16 protein-coding genes and 1 pseudogene are annotated in these 15,226 nt (G+C 59.8%); 11 read left to right on the top strand and 6 right to left on the bottom strand.

The features are described from left to right. Nucleotides 1–204: 204 nt before the first annotated feature. Nucleotides 205–1,902 (top strand): long-chain-fatty-acid--CoA ligase FadD1, encoded by a 1,698-nt coding sequence (gene fadD1 / locus IF199_RS23205; RefSeq protein WP_096818229.1) that lies wholly within the window; start codon nucleotides 205–207, stop codon nucleotides 1,900–1,902. 48 nt (nucleotides 1,903–1,950) lie between these two features. On the opposite strand, the gene IF199_RS23200 is transcribed toward fadD1, so the two are convergent. After that, on the bottom strand, nucleotides 1,951–2,328 hold the full coding sequence (locus IF199_RS23200; protein ID WP_007951149.1) for a hypothetical protein: 378 nt from the start codon (nucleotides 2,326–2,328) through the stop codon (nucleotides 1,951–1,953). 198 nt (nucleotides 2,329–2,526) lie between these two features. Here IF199_RS23200 and IF199_RS23195 point away from each other — a divergent pair, with 198 nt between their 5' ends. The 3 genes from IF199_RS23195 to def all read left to right on the top strand — a co-directional run bounded on the left by IF199_RS23195 (nucleotide 2,527) and on the right by def (nucleotide 4,388). Then, on the top strand, nucleotides 2,527–2,718 hold the full coding sequence (locus IF199_RS23195; RefSeq protein ID WP_096818227.1) for a CsbD family protein: 192 nt from the start codon (nucleotides 2,527–2,529) through the stop codon (nucleotides 2,716–2,718). Nucleotides 2,719–2,895: 177 nt separating this feature from the next. Beyond that, entirely contained in the window at nucleotides 2,896–3,846 is a 951-nt protein-coding gene (locus tag IF199_RS23190; RefSeq protein ID WP_096818226.1) for a YihY/virulence factor BrkB family protein, read from the top strand. A gap of 2 nt (nucleotides 3,847–3,848) precedes the next feature. Next, nucleotides 3,849–4,388 carry a peptide deformylase gene (def, locus tag IF199_RS23185; protein ID WP_096818225.1) on the top strand — a complete coding sequence of 180 codons (540 nt, stop codon included), beginning with the start codon at nucleotides 3,849–3,851 and terminating at the stop codon, nucleotides 4,386–4,388. Here the strand turns inward: def and IF199_RS23180 are convergent, their stop codons facing one another. Next, nucleotides 4,389–4,808, bottom strand: a complete 420-nt coding sequence (locus IF199_RS23180; protein ID WP_192558811.1) for a GNAT family N-acetyltransferase — start codon at nucleotides 4,806–4,808, stop codon at nucleotides 4,389–4,391. It lies immediately after the preceding gene. 336 nt (nucleotides 4,809–5,144) lie between these two features. Between IF199_RS23180 and IF199_RS23175 the strand changes: the two genes are divergently transcribed. From IF199_RS23175 to IF199_RS30660, 6 genes and pseudogenes are all read left to right on the top strand, one after another. Further along, on the top strand, nucleotides 5,145–6,086 hold the full coding sequence (locus tag IF199_RS23175) for a fatty acid desaturase (protein WP_192558810.1): 942 nt from the start codon (nucleotides 5,145–5,147) through the stop codon (nucleotides 6,084–6,086). Between the two features lie 7 nt (nucleotides 6,087–6,093). Then, complete coding sequence (locus IF199_RS23170) at nucleotides 6,094–6,885, top strand: phosphate/phosphite/phosphonate ABC transporter substrate-binding protein (RefSeq protein WP_096818222.1); 792 nt, start codon at nucleotides 6,094–6,096, stop codon at nucleotides 6,883–6,885. Between the two features lie 127 nt (nucleotides 6,886–7,012). Then, nucleotides 7,013–7,558 carry a sigma-70 family RNA polymerase sigma factor gene (locus IF199_RS23165; RefSeq protein ID WP_102621301.1) on the top strand — a complete coding sequence of 182 codons (546 nt, stop codon included), beginning with the start codon at nucleotides 7,013–7,015 and terminating at the stop codon, nucleotides 7,556–7,558. Then, on the top strand, nucleotides 7,555–8,568 hold the full coding sequence (locus tag IF199_RS23160) for an ABC transporter substrate-binding protein (protein ID WP_096818220.1): 1,014 nt from the start codon (nucleotides 7,555–7,557) through the stop codon (nucleotides 8,566–8,568). The genes IF199_RS23165 and IF199_RS23160 overlap by 4 nt, the downstream gene beginning before the upstream one ends. 517 nt (nucleotides 8,569–9,085) lie before the next feature. Continuing rightward, nucleotides 9,086–9,856: pseudogene (locus IF199_RS30665) on the top strand (PAS domain-containing protein); the annotation flags it as partial. A gap of 9 nt (nucleotides 9,857–9,865) precedes the next feature. After that, a complete protein-coding gene (locus tag IF199_RS30660) occupies nucleotides 9,866–10,405 on the top strand; it encodes a methyl-accepting chemotaxis protein (protein WP_371320920.1) in 540 nt (179 codons plus the stop codon). A 58-nt stretch (nucleotides 10,406–10,463) separates the two neighbouring features. Here IF199_RS30660 and IF199_RS23150 read toward each other — a convergent pair whose 3' ends face one another. The 3 genes from IF199_RS23150 to IF199_RS23140 all read right to left on the bottom strand — a co-directional run bounded on the left by IF199_RS23150 (nucleotide 10,464) and on the right by IF199_RS23140 (nucleotide 13,173). Next, nucleotides 10,464–11,030: a hypothetical protein gene (locus IF199_RS23150; RefSeq protein WP_192558809.1), complete on the bottom strand. Its 567-nt coding sequence runs from the start codon at nucleotides 11,028–11,030 to the stop codon at nucleotides 10,464–10,466. A gap of 152 nt (nucleotides 11,031–11,182) precedes the next feature. Further along, a complete protein-coding gene (locus IF199_RS23145) occupies nucleotides 11,183–12,607 on the bottom strand; it encodes an MFS transporter (RefSeq protein WP_192558808.1) in 1,425 nt (474 codons plus the stop codon). Between the two features lie 125 nt (nucleotides 12,608–12,732). Further along, a complete protein-coding gene (locus IF199_RS23140; RefSeq protein ID WP_096818211.1) occupies nucleotides 12,733–13,173 on the bottom strand; it encodes a PACE efflux transporter in 441 nt (146 codons plus the stop codon). A 121-nt stretch (nucleotides 13,174–13,294) separates the two neighbouring features. On the opposite strand from IF199_RS23140, the gene IF199_RS23135 reads away from it, so the two are divergent. After that, on the top strand, nucleotides 13,295–14,167 hold the full coding sequence (locus IF199_RS23135) for a LysR family transcriptional regulator (protein WP_192558807.1): 873 nt from the start codon (nucleotides 13,295–13,297) through the stop codon (nucleotides 14,165–14,167). Between the two features lies 1 nt (nucleotide 14,168). On the opposite strand, the gene gntR is transcribed toward IF199_RS23135, so the two are convergent. Then, the gene (gntR, locus tag IF199_RS23130; RefSeq protein WP_192558806.1) at nucleotides 14,169–15,200 is read right to left on the bottom strand and encodes an HTH-type transcriptional regulator GntR; all 1,032 of its coding nucleotides are present in this window, start codon (nucleotides 15,198–15,200) and stop codon (nucleotides 14,169–14,171) included. Nucleotides 15,201–15,226 lie beyond the last annotated feature (26 nt).

Genomic DNA, 15,226 nt, shown 5'->3' with positions numbered 1-15,226 from the left:
AAAATGACTGCCAGTAGTTCTTGAGTCATGAAAATGACTGTAGGGGCCGCTTTTGGCTCTAGTCGACCCTTGGCAAAGCTGCTACTCTCGGCGCGCTTTGTGACTTCTCGGCCTTGTAAAAAGCCAGACTCACCAATAAACAAACACCAATAATAATCGCATCAAATGCGGTGCTGAATTCGCGTTGCTGAGGAGTGGGCTTCCATGATCGAAGACTTTTGGAAGGATAAGTACCCCGCTGGAATTGCTGCCGACATCAATCCAGACGAGTACCCGAATATTCAGGCAGTGTTGAAGCAATCCTGCCAACGCTTCGCCGACAAACCGGCGTTCAGCAACCTGGGCAAGACCATCACCTACGGTGAACTGTACGAATTGTCCGGTGCGTTTGCCGCTTATCTGCAACAGCATACCGATTTGCAGCCCGGTGATCGAATCGCCGTGCAACTGCCCAACGTGTTGCAGTACCCGGTCGCCGTCTTCGGTGCCATCCGTGCCGGGCTGATCGTGGTCAACACCAACCCGCTGTACACCGCGCGTGAAATGGAACACCAGTTCAACGACTCCGGTGCCAAGGCGCTGGTGTGCCTGGCCAACATGGCGCACCTGGCCGAAGCCGTGGTGCCGAAAACCGGCGTCAAACACGTCATCGTCACCGAAGTCGCCGACCTGCTGCCGCCGATCAAGCGTCTGCTGATCAACAGCGTCATCAAGTACGTGAAGAAAATGGTGCCGGCCTATCACCTGCCAAAAGCCGTCAAGTTCAACGACGTGCTGAGCAAGGGCCAGGGTCAGCCGGTCGCCGAAGCCAACCCGGACAGCGGCGACGTCGCGGTGCTGCAATACACCGGCGGCACCACCGGCGTGGCCAAGGGCGCGATGCTCACCCATCGCAACCTCGTCGCCAACATGTTGCAGTGCAAGGCGCTGATGGGCTCCAACCTCAACGAAGGTTGCGAGATCCTGATCACCCCGCTGCCGCTGTACCACATCTATGCGTTCACCTTTCATTGCATGGCGATGATGCTGATCGGCAACCACAACATCCTGATCAGCAACCCGCGCGACCTGCCGGCGATGGTCAAGGAACTGTCGAAGTGGAAGTTCAGCGGTTTCGTCGGCCTCAATACGCTGTTCGTGGCCCTGTGCAACAACGAAGGTTTCCGCAAGCTGGATTTCTCGGCGTTGAAAGTCACCCTGTCCGGTGGCATGGCGTTGCAACTGGCCGCCGCCGAGCGCTGGAAAGCGGTCACCGGTTGCCCGATCTGCGAAGGTTACGGCATGACCGAAACCAGCCCGGTGGCTACGGTCAACCCGATCCAGAACATCCAGATCGGCACCATCGGCATTCCAGTGCCGTCGACCCTGTGCAAAGTCATCGACGATGCCGGCGTCGAGCAGCCGCTGGGTGAAATCGGCGAGCTGTGCGTCAAGGGCCCGCAAGTGATGAAGGGCTACTGGCAGCGTCAGGAAGCCACCGATGAGATGCTCGACAGCGAGGGCTGGCTGAAGACCGGTGACATCGCGCTGATCCAGCCGGACGGCTACATGCGCATTGTCGATCGCAAGAAAGACATGATCTTGGTCTCCGGTTTCAACGTGTACCCGAACGAACTGGAAGACGTGCTGGCGACCCTGCCGGGCGTGTTGCAGTGCGCGGCCATCGGTATTCCGGACGAGAAGTCGGGCGAGGCGATCAAGATCTTCATCGTCGCCAAGCCAGGCGTCACGCTGACCAAGGAAACGGTGATGGAGCACATGCGCGCCAACGTCACCGGCTACAAGGTGCCGCGTTCGGTGGAATTCCGCGATGCGCTGCCGACCACCAACGTCGGCAAGATCCTGCGTCGCGAGTTGCGCGACGAAGAGCTGAAGAAGATCAAGGCGAAGAACGCCGCATAAAATAAAAAGCCCCGCAGATGCGGGGCTTTTTGTTGGTGCAGGAATCGCTTACTGACGGAACGGTGCGAAGTTCACGTTGGTGCCTGCCGGGCGCATGTCCTGCAGGTACGAGTCCTTGTCGGCGCTCAGTTCCAGGCTCAGGGCAGCCTTGCGCTTGCCTTCGTTGCGGATCACCAGGCCTTCGAGCTTCTCGCGCAGAAACACGGTCGGCACTTTCAGGTGCAGCAGTTCGTCGGTGGCCGGGGTGTGCATCAACAGGTGAATCCACTCGTACTGACCAATGGCCAGACGCGACACCGGCAGATCGAACCACCAGATGTTGCGGTTGCGGTTCAGTTCGGCGAAGTGGCAGTTGTTGGTGCCGAGCACGGCACCGCCCAGTTCCTGGTTGCGACGGGCGATGGCCTGCTTTTTATCGAGTTTCATAACATTCCTGCGGGATCGGTTCTGTGGCGCCTGGCGCCCTTATGGTGGGCATTCTCGGGGCTACGCTCGCAAACATAAAGCGCAACCTGCACGCCGCGACGAAATGAAGCCCTGAAAATAAATGAAACTTGGCGCAAACCGGGCCAGTCAATCGTTACGTACTGACTTTTCCCCTTCAATGCACCAAGGAGAAACACCATGAGTAGCACAGGCGATAAAGTAAAAGGCATGGCCAACGAAGCGGTCGGCAACGTCAAGCAGGGCATCGGTAAAGCCACCGACAACACCAAACTGCAAGTCGAAGGCAAACTGCAAGAGAAGAAAGGCGAGGCCCAGCAAGCGGTGGGCAAAGCCAAGGACGCGATCAAGAAAGGCGTCGACAAGGCTTGATCCAGCCTTGAACGAAACAACAAAGCGGCCATCCAAGGATGGCCGTTTTCGTGTCCCGTTCACATACAGTCACGGATCACAGTGTTTCAAAGTCGCCAAGTAAGCTACTTTGATGAGAGAAAAACGGCCCCTGAGTCGCCACGACTTCAACCTGTTTTGCGGCGAAAGGAGACGCGAATGATTTTCCCCGACATGAAAGGCCTGCCCCTGCACCGGGTCATCGTGCGCACCGTCACCGAGTTCATGGACGACGAGATGTCGACCTATGCCTCGGCATTGGCCTACCAGATGCTGTTCTCGCTGTTCCCATTCATTCTGTTCCTGATTGCCCTGATCGGTTTCCTGCACCTGCCGGACTTCTTCTCCTGGCTGCGCCTGCAATCGGAGCTGGTGTTGCCGCCCCAGGCGCTGGAGCAGGTCAACCCGGTGATCGACCAGTTGCAGCAATCCAAGGGTGGTCTGCTGTCCGTGGGTATCGTCGTCGCCCTGTACACCGCGTCCGCCGGTGTGCGCCTGATGATGAGCGCGATGAACGCGGCCTACGACGTGGTCGAGGGCCGGCCGATCTGGAAGCGCTTCCCGCTGTCGATCATCTACACCGTCGGCATTGCCGGCATGCTGCTGGCCGCTGCCGCGCTGATGGTGCTCGGGCCGCAGGTGATGGGTTGGATCGCCGGGCAGGTCGGTCTGGAAGACTTCATCGTCACCGTATGGACCATCGCTCGCTGGCCGGTGATCGTGATCCTGATGATGGTGGCTGTCGCGTTGATCTACTACGTGATGCCCGACGTCAAGCAGGAATTCCGTTTCATCACCCCGGGCTCGGTGCTGGCGGTGGTGGTGTGGATCATCGCGTCCCTGGGGTTCGCGTTTTACGTCAAGACGTTCGCCAACTACAACGCCATGTATGGCAGCATCGGTGCGATCATCGTGCTGTTGCTGTATTTCTACATTTCCGCCGCCGTGCTGTTGCTGGGCGCGGAGATGAATGCCGTGATCGAACACATGTCCAGCGAGGGCAAGGACCCGGGCGAGAAAGTCCCCGGCGAACTCGATGAACATCCCAAACAACACGTTTCCGGACTTGGGCGCGATCATTCGCTCAACCCGAACACAGACGAAGCCTGATCATGATCCGTGAAATCCTGAAGATGGGCGATGAACGCCTGCTGCGCATTGCCCCGCCGGTGCCCGCCGAGATGCTCGACAGCCCTGAGCTGTGGCAACTGATCGACGACATGTTCCAGACCATGGAAAGCGTCGGCGGTGTCGGCCTGGCCGCGCCGCAGATCGGCGTCGACCTGCAACTGGTGATCTTCGGCTTCGAGCACAGCGAACGTTACCCGGACGCCGAAGCCGTGCCGCAGACGATCCTGATCAATCCGCTGATCACGCCGTTGAGTCCCTTGATGGAAGAGGGTTTTGAAGGTTGCCTGTCGGTGCCCGGCCTGCGGGGCGCGGTAGATCGTTATCAGCAGATCCGCTACGAAGGTGTCGATCCCAAGGGGCAGCCGATCGTGCGCGTGGCCTCGGGGTTCCATGCGCGGGTGGTGCAGCACGAGTGCGACCACCTGATCGGGCGCTTGTACCCGTCGCGCATTACCGATTTCAGCAAGTTCGGTTACACCGAAGTGATGTTCCCGGATCTCGACCCCAACGCCGACGACTGACTAGTCCGCGCGCGGCGCAAGCTCCATGGCAATCATCGGCTTGCTCCGCGCATAACGGCTCAAGCGCTCGGCCATCGCCTGGGGCAGGGCGGGGTCGAAAGTGAAGCCGCGCCGTTCGTAGAAACCGCGCAGATCCGGGTGGCAGAACAACCAGACAGGCGCCTCGACGTCCTTCACCGCTTCGGCAATCAATTGCGCGGCAATACCCTGTTCGCGGCAGGTCGGGTCGACGAACAACCCGGTCAGCCAATACCCGCCTGACACCAGTCGCAGACATAACGCAGCCACGATTTCCTCGCGCCTTGCCACCCACAATTGCGCCTCGCGCACCGCTTTCATCGACGATTGATGTTGGCGGTAGAACTTGTTCATCAAGGGCCAGGACAGGTCGTCGAGCTGGTTGTAACGGATGTCGGTCATGAATCGGACTGCCGGTGCAAAAGCCGCGGATTATAAAACAACGTGCTCGCCGGGATAGGTGTATACCTGATCTCACATCCCCTCTGAGTGGAGTACGCATCATGTCCAAAGGTATGGATTCGAAGAAAGCCGCGAAGAAGAAACCGGCCAAGACCGCCATCGAGAAACGCCACGAGAAAAGGGCGAAAAAAGTCGACATCTTCGGTCATTGATCACCTCCTTCAGGAGCCTGGTTCCCGGGCTCCTGTCTCGCCCGTAAAAACCTCGCAAAAATAATCTGCAAGATTCTCCGCTGGTGTTGCACAGAACGATCAGACCCTCGTTCCGAGCCACGCCATGCCCCATTATTTCGACGATGCCCATCGCCAACAGATCGAAACCCTGCGCCAGCGCTTCACCGCCCGAACCGACTGGCCGACCTGGCTGTTGCTGATCGGCGTATACGCCGGTTGGTTCGCGATTGTGCTGGGCAGCGGATGGCTGGGCCTCTGGTGGAGCACGCTGCTGCTGATTCCGTTGCTGGTGTTGTGGCTGTCGGTGCAGCACGAATTACTTCACGGTCATCCGACGCGCTGGACTTCGGTGAACAAAGTCCTCGGCTATGCGCCGTTTGCGGTGTGGTATCCGTACACGCTCTATCGCGACAGCCATTTGCAGCACCATCGCGATGAGGACCTGACGATCCCCGGCGTCGACCCCGAAAGCCGTTACCTGAGCGCAGAGCGCTGGCACGGCAGTTCGCTGTTCGAACGCAGCCTGCACTGGCTGAACAAGACCGTGCTCGGCCGATTCGTAATAGGCGCACCGCTGGCGTTGCTGGCGCTGGCCAATGAACAACTGCAACGCCTGAAAAGCGGCGAACGGCAAGCCTGGCTGATGTGGCTGACCCACGGAACCCTGACCTTGCTGATGCTGTTTTTCATCGCCCGCTACAGCGTGTTGCCGGTGGGGCATTACCTGTTTTTGATCAGCGTGCCGGCGCTGTCGATTGCGATGGTTCGCTCTTACTATGAACACCGGCCACACGCACAACCGGAACAACGCACGGTGCTCAACGAAGCCGGATGGCCGTGGCGCTGGCTGTTCCTGAACCTGAACTTCCATCTGGTGCACCACGATTTGCCGAAGCTGGCGTGGTACGACTTGCCCAAGGCCTATCGCATGCGCCGGGAGCAATGGGTGGCGCGCAGCGGTGGATTTCTGGTGCAAGGTTATGGGCAACTGTGGCGCCGGCACGGCATCAAACCGATCGACAGTCCGCAGCATCCGTTTAGTTGAGGCCACCATGACGTCAGGTTACGCAGAGCTGTTGATGTACATCGCCCCCGAGCCGATCCGCGCGGCGAACGAACAGTGGCTGGCGCGGATTCTCGATCACCTGGGCCGCTCGCGACTCAAGGCCGAAGGCTTGTCGCTGCCCGACCTCTGGCTGTCGCCGCAGTTGCTGCTGACCCAGACCTGCGGCTATCCGCTGATGACCGCACTGCGTGGCCAGGTCAGGATTGTCGGCCGTCCGCGCTATGAATTGCCGGATGCCACTGCCGGCAATCATTGCAGTCTGATCCTTGCCCGCGTCAATGATCCGCGCCGCAGTCTGGCGGAGTTCTTCGACAGTCGCGGGGTGATCAACAGCGAGGACTCCAACAGCGGCATGAACCTGTTGCGCCAGCGTCTGGCGCCGTTGCAGCGGGACGGTGAGTTTTTCGCTTCGGTCGGCCTCAGTGGCGGCCATCGCGAAAGCCTGCGCTGGTTGCGCGAAGATCGCGCCGATCTGGCAGCCATCGACAGCGTGACCTTTGCCTACCTGGCGCAGCACGCCGCCGAAGAGGTCAATGGCTTGCGGGTGGTGGCGCGCAGTGCGTTCAGCCCGACCTTGCCTTTCATCACCGTTGCCAGTGCTTCGGACACGCAGATCGAACAGCTACGCCGGGCGATGAACCGCAGCCTTCAAGACTTGCCCGACGTCGCCCGCATCCTAGGCCTGCCCGAAGTCCTGCCTGCCAGCGAAAGCGATTACCTCGTCCTGCTGGATTATCAGCGCGAGGCCGAAGAACTGGGTTATGGCCGCTTGCGTTAGCGGTTTCGACTAATTCATTAATGGAATATAAAAATTCTTTTTAAGTATTTTTAACGCATAAGGCACCTTGCTAGGATCGCGCCACCGGACGACCGGACATTCAGCGACCCTTGACCAAGGAGCCCCCATGTCCGGCGCCGACTCATCCCATCGCAATCATGTGAATACGTTGTTTCGCGACCATTACCAGTGGTTGTGCACACGTCTGCGCCGGCAATCGAATGATGCCGCCAGCGCCGAAGACATCGCCGCCGAAACCTTTGCGCAACTGCTCGAAGCTCCGGGCCTGACCGCCATCCGCGAACCCCGCGCGTTGCTCACCACCATCGCCCAGCGGCTGCTGTATGAGCGCTGGCGGCGGGGCGATCTGGAGCGTCGGCATCTGCATCAACTGCAACAGAGTGACCTCGATCACGCGCCGTCTCCCGAAGATCTGGCGGATCTGTCGCAGAGCCTCAAGCATCTGGACCGGACGCTCCAGCGCCTGCCGGGCAAGGTGCGCTCGACCTTTCTGCTGGCGCGCATCGACGGCCTGACCTACCCGCAAATCGCTGCCGAACTGGGCATCTCCCAGCGCTCGGTGAGCATGTACATGACCCGTTCCCAGGCCCTGTGCAACCGCCACAGCGCCAACCAAACCCTGATTTCCTCCCAGAACAAGAGGTCCGCATGAGATCGATCAAAACCCTGCTCGGCAGTTCGCTGCTGGCCCTGACCCTGACTGCCGGCCACGCCGTGGCAGCGGAAAAAACCGCGCCGATCCACTTCGGCGACATCACCTGGGAAAGCGGCAGTTTCATCACCGAAGTGCTGCGCCTGATCGTCGAAAAAGGCTACGGCTACCCGACTGACACGCTGCCGGGCAGCACCGTCAGCCTCGAAGCGGCGCTGGCAAAAAACGACATTCAAGTGATCGGTGAAGAATGGGCCGGGCGCAGTCCTGCGTGGGTCAAGGCCGCCGCCGAAGGCAAGGTGTTCGGCCTCGGCGACACGGTGAAGGGCGCCACCGAAGGCTGGTGGGTGCCGGAATACGTGATCAAGGGCGACCCCGAGCGCGGGATCAAACCGCTGGCGCCGGAGCTGAAATCCGTGGCCGACCTGCCGCGTTACAAGGATGTGTTCAAGGACCCGGAAGACCCGAGTCGCGGGCGTTTCCTCAACAGCCCGACCGGCTGGACCTCGGAAATCGTCAACAGCCAGAAGCTCAAGGCCTATGCACTGAACGACAGCTTCGTCAACTTCCGCACCGGTTCCGGCGCGGCGCTGGATGCCGAGGTGGCGTCGTCGATCAAGCGAGGCAAACCGGTGCTGTTCTACTACTGGTCGCCGACACCGTTGCTCGGTCGCTTCAAACTGGTGAAGCTGGAAGAGCCGCCGTTCGACGCCGAAGCCTGGAAAACCCTTGCCGACGCCAACAACCCCCATCCGAAAGGCACCCGCTCGATGCCGGCGAGCCTGGCGATTGGCGTGTCGGCACCGTTCAAGGCGCAGTATCCGGAACTGGTGACGTTCTTTGAAAAGGTCGATTTGCCGATCGATCTGCTGAACCAGACCCTGGCCGGGATGAGCGAGAAACGTCAGCAGCCACGTCAGGTCGCCGAAGCCTTCCTGCGCGATCAACCGCAAGTGTGGAAATCGTGGGTGCCGGGTGAAGTGGCGAATAAAGTCAGTGGGAGTCTGTAGTACTTATCCGATAATTGCGTAGTTTCAAAAGTTGCCATTGCGAGTCTGTCGCAATGGCAACCAACACCCCCGCCGCTGAACCGATTCTTGTCCGTTTTTTGTCCAAACTCCCCGTGGTACTGGCCGACTAGTGGCCTTGCGCAAGGCTTTGCGCTGTCTATGCTCACACGTAACTAACTATGTCGACCGCCATCCAATGCGCCTCGACGGCAATCGGTTAGTCATGAACAAAGCTGCCAGAGTGCGCAATCCAAGGCACCGACACTGAACCGACAAGGAGCATGTTTTTAAATGGAAGTTCTTCTGCACGTTAGGAATGGCCCGCCCGCGGGCTATCAAGAGAAGGATGTCTTGATTAGAGCGTCGCTGCATGGACTCTTTGATTAATCATCGTTGATCACCTGACAACTTCCTCCTGTGGAGGAATGCGTGTGCCTGTTCTGTGGAACGTAGTGGTGGATTCTGAAAGACCTGAACTTTCATCAAATCAAAAGACCGCGCGGAAGGTGATAGAGACATGTTCAACCTACATCACAAGGCTGACCTGCAGGAAATCGAACGCTTCAGTTGTGCCCTGACCGAAGCCAACGCCAAGTTGGAGGCGATCAGCCGTTCGATGGCGATGATCGAATTCACCCCCGAGGGCATCGTTCTGGATGCCAATGAGAACTTCTGCAAGACCATGGGCTACAGCGCCGAGGAAGTGCGTGGCAAACATCACCGGGTCTTTTGCGAAGAGGCGTTTTACCGCAGCGAGGAATACGCCAAGTTGTGGCGTGATCTGGCCCGTGGTGAACCGCTCAGCGGGACTTTCCTGCGTTTGAACAAGCGCGGTCAGGAGATCTGGCTCGAGGCCAGTTACATGCCGGTGTATGGCCCGGACAAACAAGTCAGAAGCGTGATCAAAGTGGCGTCGGACATCACGGCGCGCGTGAACAAGGAAAAAGAAGAGGAGAGCATGCTCGCCGCCATCAGCCGTTCGATGGCCGTGATCGAATTCACCCCGGAAGGCAATGTGATCTCGGCCAACGACAACTTCCTCAAGACCATGCAGTATTCGCTCAACGAAATTGTCGGCCATCACCACAGCCTGTTCTGTCATCGCGCCGAAGCCGAATCCGCGCAATACAAAGCGTTCTGGGCCTCGCTCAATCGCGGCGAATATCACTCGCACCGCTTCGAACGCAAGAACAAGTCCGGGCAGACCGTTTACCTCGAAGCCTCGTATAACCCGTTGTTCGATGCCAAGGGCCGGTTGTACAAAGTGGTGAAGTTCGCCAGCGACATCACCCACCAGATGACCACCTTGCAGACCGCTGCGGAATCGGCCCACAGCACCTCGGTACAAAACGACGCCTGCGCGCAAAAAGGCTCACAGGTCGTGCAGCAAACGGTGCAGATCATTCAGGACATTTCCCGCGACCTCAACGAAGCGGCGCTGAGCATCGATGCGGTGAGCAAGCAGTCGGACATCATCGGCACCATCGTCCAGACCATTCGCGGGATTGCCGACCAGACCAACCTGCTGGCACTCAACGCGGCCATCGAAGCGGCGCGGGCGGGTGAGCACGGACGCGGTTTTGCGGTGGTGGCGGATGAAGTGCGCAGCCTCGCGGCGCGGACCAGTCAGGCGACCCTGGAGATCGTCGATGTGGTGCGCAAGAACCATGAGTTGTCACTGAGTGCGGTGTCGAGCATGCAGTCGAGCCTGAGCCGCACCGGGCTCGGGGTGGAACTGGCGAACGAGGCGGGCGACGCGATCCGCGAGATTCAGCAGGGCTCGCGGCATGTGGTGGATGCGATCAGCCAGTTCAACGAGACGTTGCAGTTGAACTGACGGTTTACGGCTGAAAAAAAAAGGATCCCTTGGGATCCTTTTTTCATTGCGCTGCGAGTCATAGCGAAGCGAGGAACTTGTCTGCCGACTGGTCGCTGATCTTGACCGAGTTGGCGTCTTGTTTGTTCTGCTTCTCGGCTTCGGCCAGTTTCATCTTGTCCTGCAGGCGATCGGCGATCTCTTTGCCGATGGCCAGTTGTTTCTCTGGCGGCATGGCTTTGATGTCGTCTTCGGTCAAACCCATTTCCTTGAGGATGCTGTCGCGCAGACGCTGTTCCGGCGACTTGCTCATGTAGTCCTTGAACTCGTCGGTGGCGGAAGTGCCGGTGGCCTTGGTCTGCGAAGCGTCAGAAGTCTGCAGGCCGACGCGGGTCTTGGCGAACGCTTCATCGACGTTGTCGCTGATGCGCGTAGCTTCGCTGACCTGCTGGGTGGCGAGTTGCGTGGCCGAGCTTTGAATCTGACTGGTGGCGTCAGTGGTTTGCGCCTGCGTCTGGTTTTGCAGCGATTGCAGCATCGCGCCGTGGAGCCCGCCTTGCAGACCGGCAGCCGCCGAAGCGGTGGCGTCTTCGGTGATGCGCTTGGGCAGATGAATCAAATTCGCCTGTTTCGAACTGACCAACATGATGAAGGACCTTGTGGTAATTGCTGTCGGCGGTAAAGCAGCAATTACCGTGCCGTCAGAAAAAATCCCATGAACTCAACAGGTTAAGGCGTTGTGGGTTTTCGGAAGCGGTCATCCTTTGCCGTCCGGCGGCAGAAGATGACCGTTGCCTGTCAGCGATGGGCGATGTTTTCCAGCGCCAGGTTGCGGGTGCGGGGGCCGAAATAACCGATGGTCAGCATCACAATCAACATGCTGACGACAATGAACGCCAATACGCCCGGCGTGCCGAAGTGGTCGAGGAACAGACCGATCAACAGGCTGCTGAACACCGTCGACAAACGACTGAACGAGTAACAGAACCCCACCGCCCGGGCGCGGATGTTGGTGGGGAACAGTTCGCTCTGATAGGAGTGATAACTGAAGCTCAGCCAGGCATTGCAGAAGGTGATCATCACCCCGCAGAAGATCAGGCCGAAGGCGCTGGTCTGCAACGCGAACAAGGTGCCGAAGGTCATGGCGCCCAGCGCCGAGCCGACGATCTGCCATTTGTTCTCGAAACGGTTGGCGAATTTGACGAACAGCAGCGGCCCGAGCGGGTAGGCGAGGGTGATGATGAATGCGTACATCAGACTGTGGGTGACGCTGACGCCCTGACCGGAAAGCAACGCTGGCAGCCAGTTGCCGAAGCCGAAGAAACCGATGGCCTGGAAGATGTGAAAGACGATCAGCATCAGTGCGCGGCGCCGGTACGGTGGTTGCCAGATGTCGGCGAAACGGCCCTTGCCTTCGACATCTACCGCTACCGCTTCCGGTGCGTCCAGTGGTTGGCGGTGATCCTTCTCGCAGCGCGCTTCGATGTCATCGAGAATCCGGTTCGCTTCATCGAAGCGACCATGCTGGGCCAGCCAGCGCGGCGACTCCGGCAGCCGTTTGCGCAGCCACCAGATGAACAGCGCAAACACCGCACTGGCCAGCAGCACCCAACGCCAGCCGGACACCCCGAACGGCGCCTGCGGCACCAGCCACCAAGACATCAGCGCCACCGCCGGCACCGACAGGAACTGCACGAAAAACGCGAAGGCGAACGCCGAACTGCGCATGCGTTTGGGCACCAGTTCCGAGAGGTAGGCGTCGATGGTTACCAGCTCAATGCCGAGGCCGATGCCCACCAGAAAACGCATGCAGATGATCCCCAGCGCCGAACTCTGCACCCCCATAAGCACCGTGGCCACGGTGTACCAGACCAGCGCGAAGGTGAAGATCGCCCGCCGTCCGAAACGATCCGCCAACGGACTGAGCAGACTGGCGCCGAGAAACAAACCGAGGAACGTCGCCGAGGCGAACGCGGCCTGATCGGAGAAACCGAACACGCCCTGATTGCCGGTGGCGAAGATGCCGTCGCGGATCAGGCCGGGGCTGATGTAGGCGGTCTGGAACAGGTCGTAGAGTTCGAAGAAACCACCGATCGACAGCAGCGCCACCAGCCGCCAGATCGTGGCGACCGCCGGAAGACGGTCGATGCGGGCGGAAATCTGTGCGGCGCGTATCGGGTCGATGCCATCGCTTTGCGCGGCGGCGGGGGCGTGTGCAGTCATGGGCCGATCCATTTTTTTATGATGGAAAAGCTTAGCCTGCTATCGGAAATCAAGGATTGTTTATATCGGCGCTTGGTACGGGAAAACCGCCGATTTCTTGCAATATCCGCTTACCAATTAGCGATTCATGCTGCGGGCACCGGATCCGGCAGCGCCGAGGCCGGCAAGCCGAACACCTTATCGAACAGCCAGTTGAAGGCGAAGGTGTAGCAAGGGATGAACACGATCAGCGCCAGATCCAGCAGGAAGGCCTGCACCAGGCTGATGTTCATCCACCAGGCGATCAGCGGAATCAGGAACACGATCAGCGTCAATTGAAAGCCGACCGCGTGGGCGATACGGCGTTTGACTGTGCGAGTGCGCGACACCTGACGGCTTTCCCAGTGCTCGAACAGCGAGGTGTAGATGAAGTTCCAGGTCACGGCGATGGTGGTGATGATCACCGCCAGCGGGCCGGTGCTGCCGGGCGAGGTGCCGGACAACAGGGCCAGGCCGAGGGCCGAGAAGGTCATGCCGATCACTTCATAGAGCGACACGTAGACCAGTTTGCGTTTGACGCCTTGCATGGGGAATTGCCTCTTTCTTGCGACTTGTGGCCAGTGGAGCTGGCGAAGACGGCGAAAGATAGCTTCAATTGAGGTGACAGAAAAAGTCAGTAGCTTTCAGTTTTATTGATAGGTAGATGATGTGAATTTCAACAGCGAAAGCATCGAGCTGTTTCTCGCAGTGATTGAGCGCGGCTCGTTTTCCGCCGCAGCCAGGGCATTGGGCAAAGTCCCGTCGGCGGTAAGCATGGCCATCGGCAATCTGGAGGCCGAACTCGGCTACCCGCTGTTTGATCGCAGTCACCGCGAACCGCAACCCACGGCGATGGCGCTGTCGCTGGTGCCCCATGCGCGACTGATCGCCGATCAGCTCAAGCAATTGCAGGTGCATGCGGTGCAGTTGTCGCTGGGGCTGGAGAGCAAGTTGTCGATCGGCGTGGCGGCGGATATCGATCGCCGACGGTTGTTGGCGGCGATCAAGGACATCAGTGAGCGCCACCCGCTGCTCGACATCGAAGTGCTGACCGCGCCGCAGGATGACGTGCTGGCGATGCTTCACAGTGGCCGGGTCAGCGTGTGCCTGGCGTTCGCCGGGTTGAGTGTGAACGTGCTGGAGCGCTTTCAGTTTGTCGGCAGTGAACGGATGATCGCCACGCTGGCGGCGGACAGTCCGCTGTTGCAGGGGCAGGATCTGTTTCTCGAAGATCTGGTGCATGTGCGGCAGATCGTCGTCGGCAGTCGCGACTTGCCGATCAGCGAAACCCGGCCACTGGTGGCCGAATCCCACTGGCGCACCGACAGCCTGGAGACGGCGCTGGAGATGGTCGAGGCGGGGTTGGGCTGGGGCAATTTCCCGTTGTCGGTGGTGCAGCCGTGGCTCGATTCGGGGCGATTGAAACGGCTGAACTTCCGCAACATCGAGAACGGTCTGGTGCTGCCGGTGCACGCGGTGTGGCTCAAGAGCCAGCCGTTGCAGAAGGGGGCGCTGGCTCTCGTGGCGTTGCTGGGCGGTTGAGTCAGGTGCTTTCGCGCACCTTCAATTCGAAGCCCATGTCCTCGACCGGTCGCGCCACGCTGTTGCCGGCCATCAGCGTCAGCATCTGCTCCGCCGCACGCCGGCCGATGGCCTCACGCGGGGTGTTGATGCTGCTCAGGCGCGGCACCATATGCTCGGACATCGGCAGGTCGTTGAAGCCGAGGATCGCCACTTGCTCGGGGATCTTGATCCCGTTGCGCAGGGCCTCGAGCAGGGCGCCCTGGGCCAGGTCGTCGTTGCCGAAGAAGATCGCATCGACGTCCGGATGCGCCGCCAGCAGTTGCAGGAACAACTCGCCACCCAGGCCCACGGACGAAGAACGCGGGGTCAGCACTTCCAGATCCGGGTCGTAGCGACCGGCCTTCTGCAACGCTTTGCGAAAGCCCTCACCGCGCAGCAGGGTGCGCTGATCGAGCTGCGCGCCGATGTACGCCAGACGCTTGCGGCCACGGGACAGCAAATGTTCGGCGGCGGTTTCCCCGGCGCTGAGCTGGGAGAAGCCGACGCAGTTCACTCCGGCGGCGCTGTCCAGTTCCATCATGTACACGCAGGGAATGTTGCTGGCCTCGATCATCCGCCGCGATGTTTCGGTACGGTCGAAACCGGTCAGCAGCAAACCCCGTGGCTGATAAGCCATGTAGTTGCGCAGCAGGTTTTCTTCTTCATCGCGGGAATAGTGGAAGTTGCCGATCAGCACTTCGAAGCCTTTGGGCGTGAGCACCCGATGAATGGCTTCCAGGGTGTCGATGAACAACAGGTTGGCCAGCGAAGGCACCAGGACCACCACCGAATGGCTCTGGGCCGAGGCCAGGGCGCGGGCGGCGGGGTTGACCACGTAGTTGAGTTCCAGCGCGGCTTTCTGGACTTTTTCCACCAGTTCGGTGGCGACGGTGCTGACCCCGCGCAAGGCGCGAGAAGCTGTAATCGGACTGACGCCGGCCAGCCGGGCGACTTCATTGAGGGTGGGACGGCCGGTGGTGCGGGTGTTTTTATCGTTTTTAGGGGTGGTCATCGGGCGGCTTGCCAAACAAAAATCAA

It is taken from the genome of Pseudomonas allokribbensis, from assembly GCF_014863605.1.
Lineage (GTDB): Bacteria > Pseudomonadota > Gammaproteobacteria > Pseudomonadales > Pseudomonadaceae > Aquipseudomonas > Aquipseudomonas allokribbensis.
Note: the sequence above shows the minus strand (reverse complement) of the source record. Positions and strands in the feature narration are given on the sequence as shown.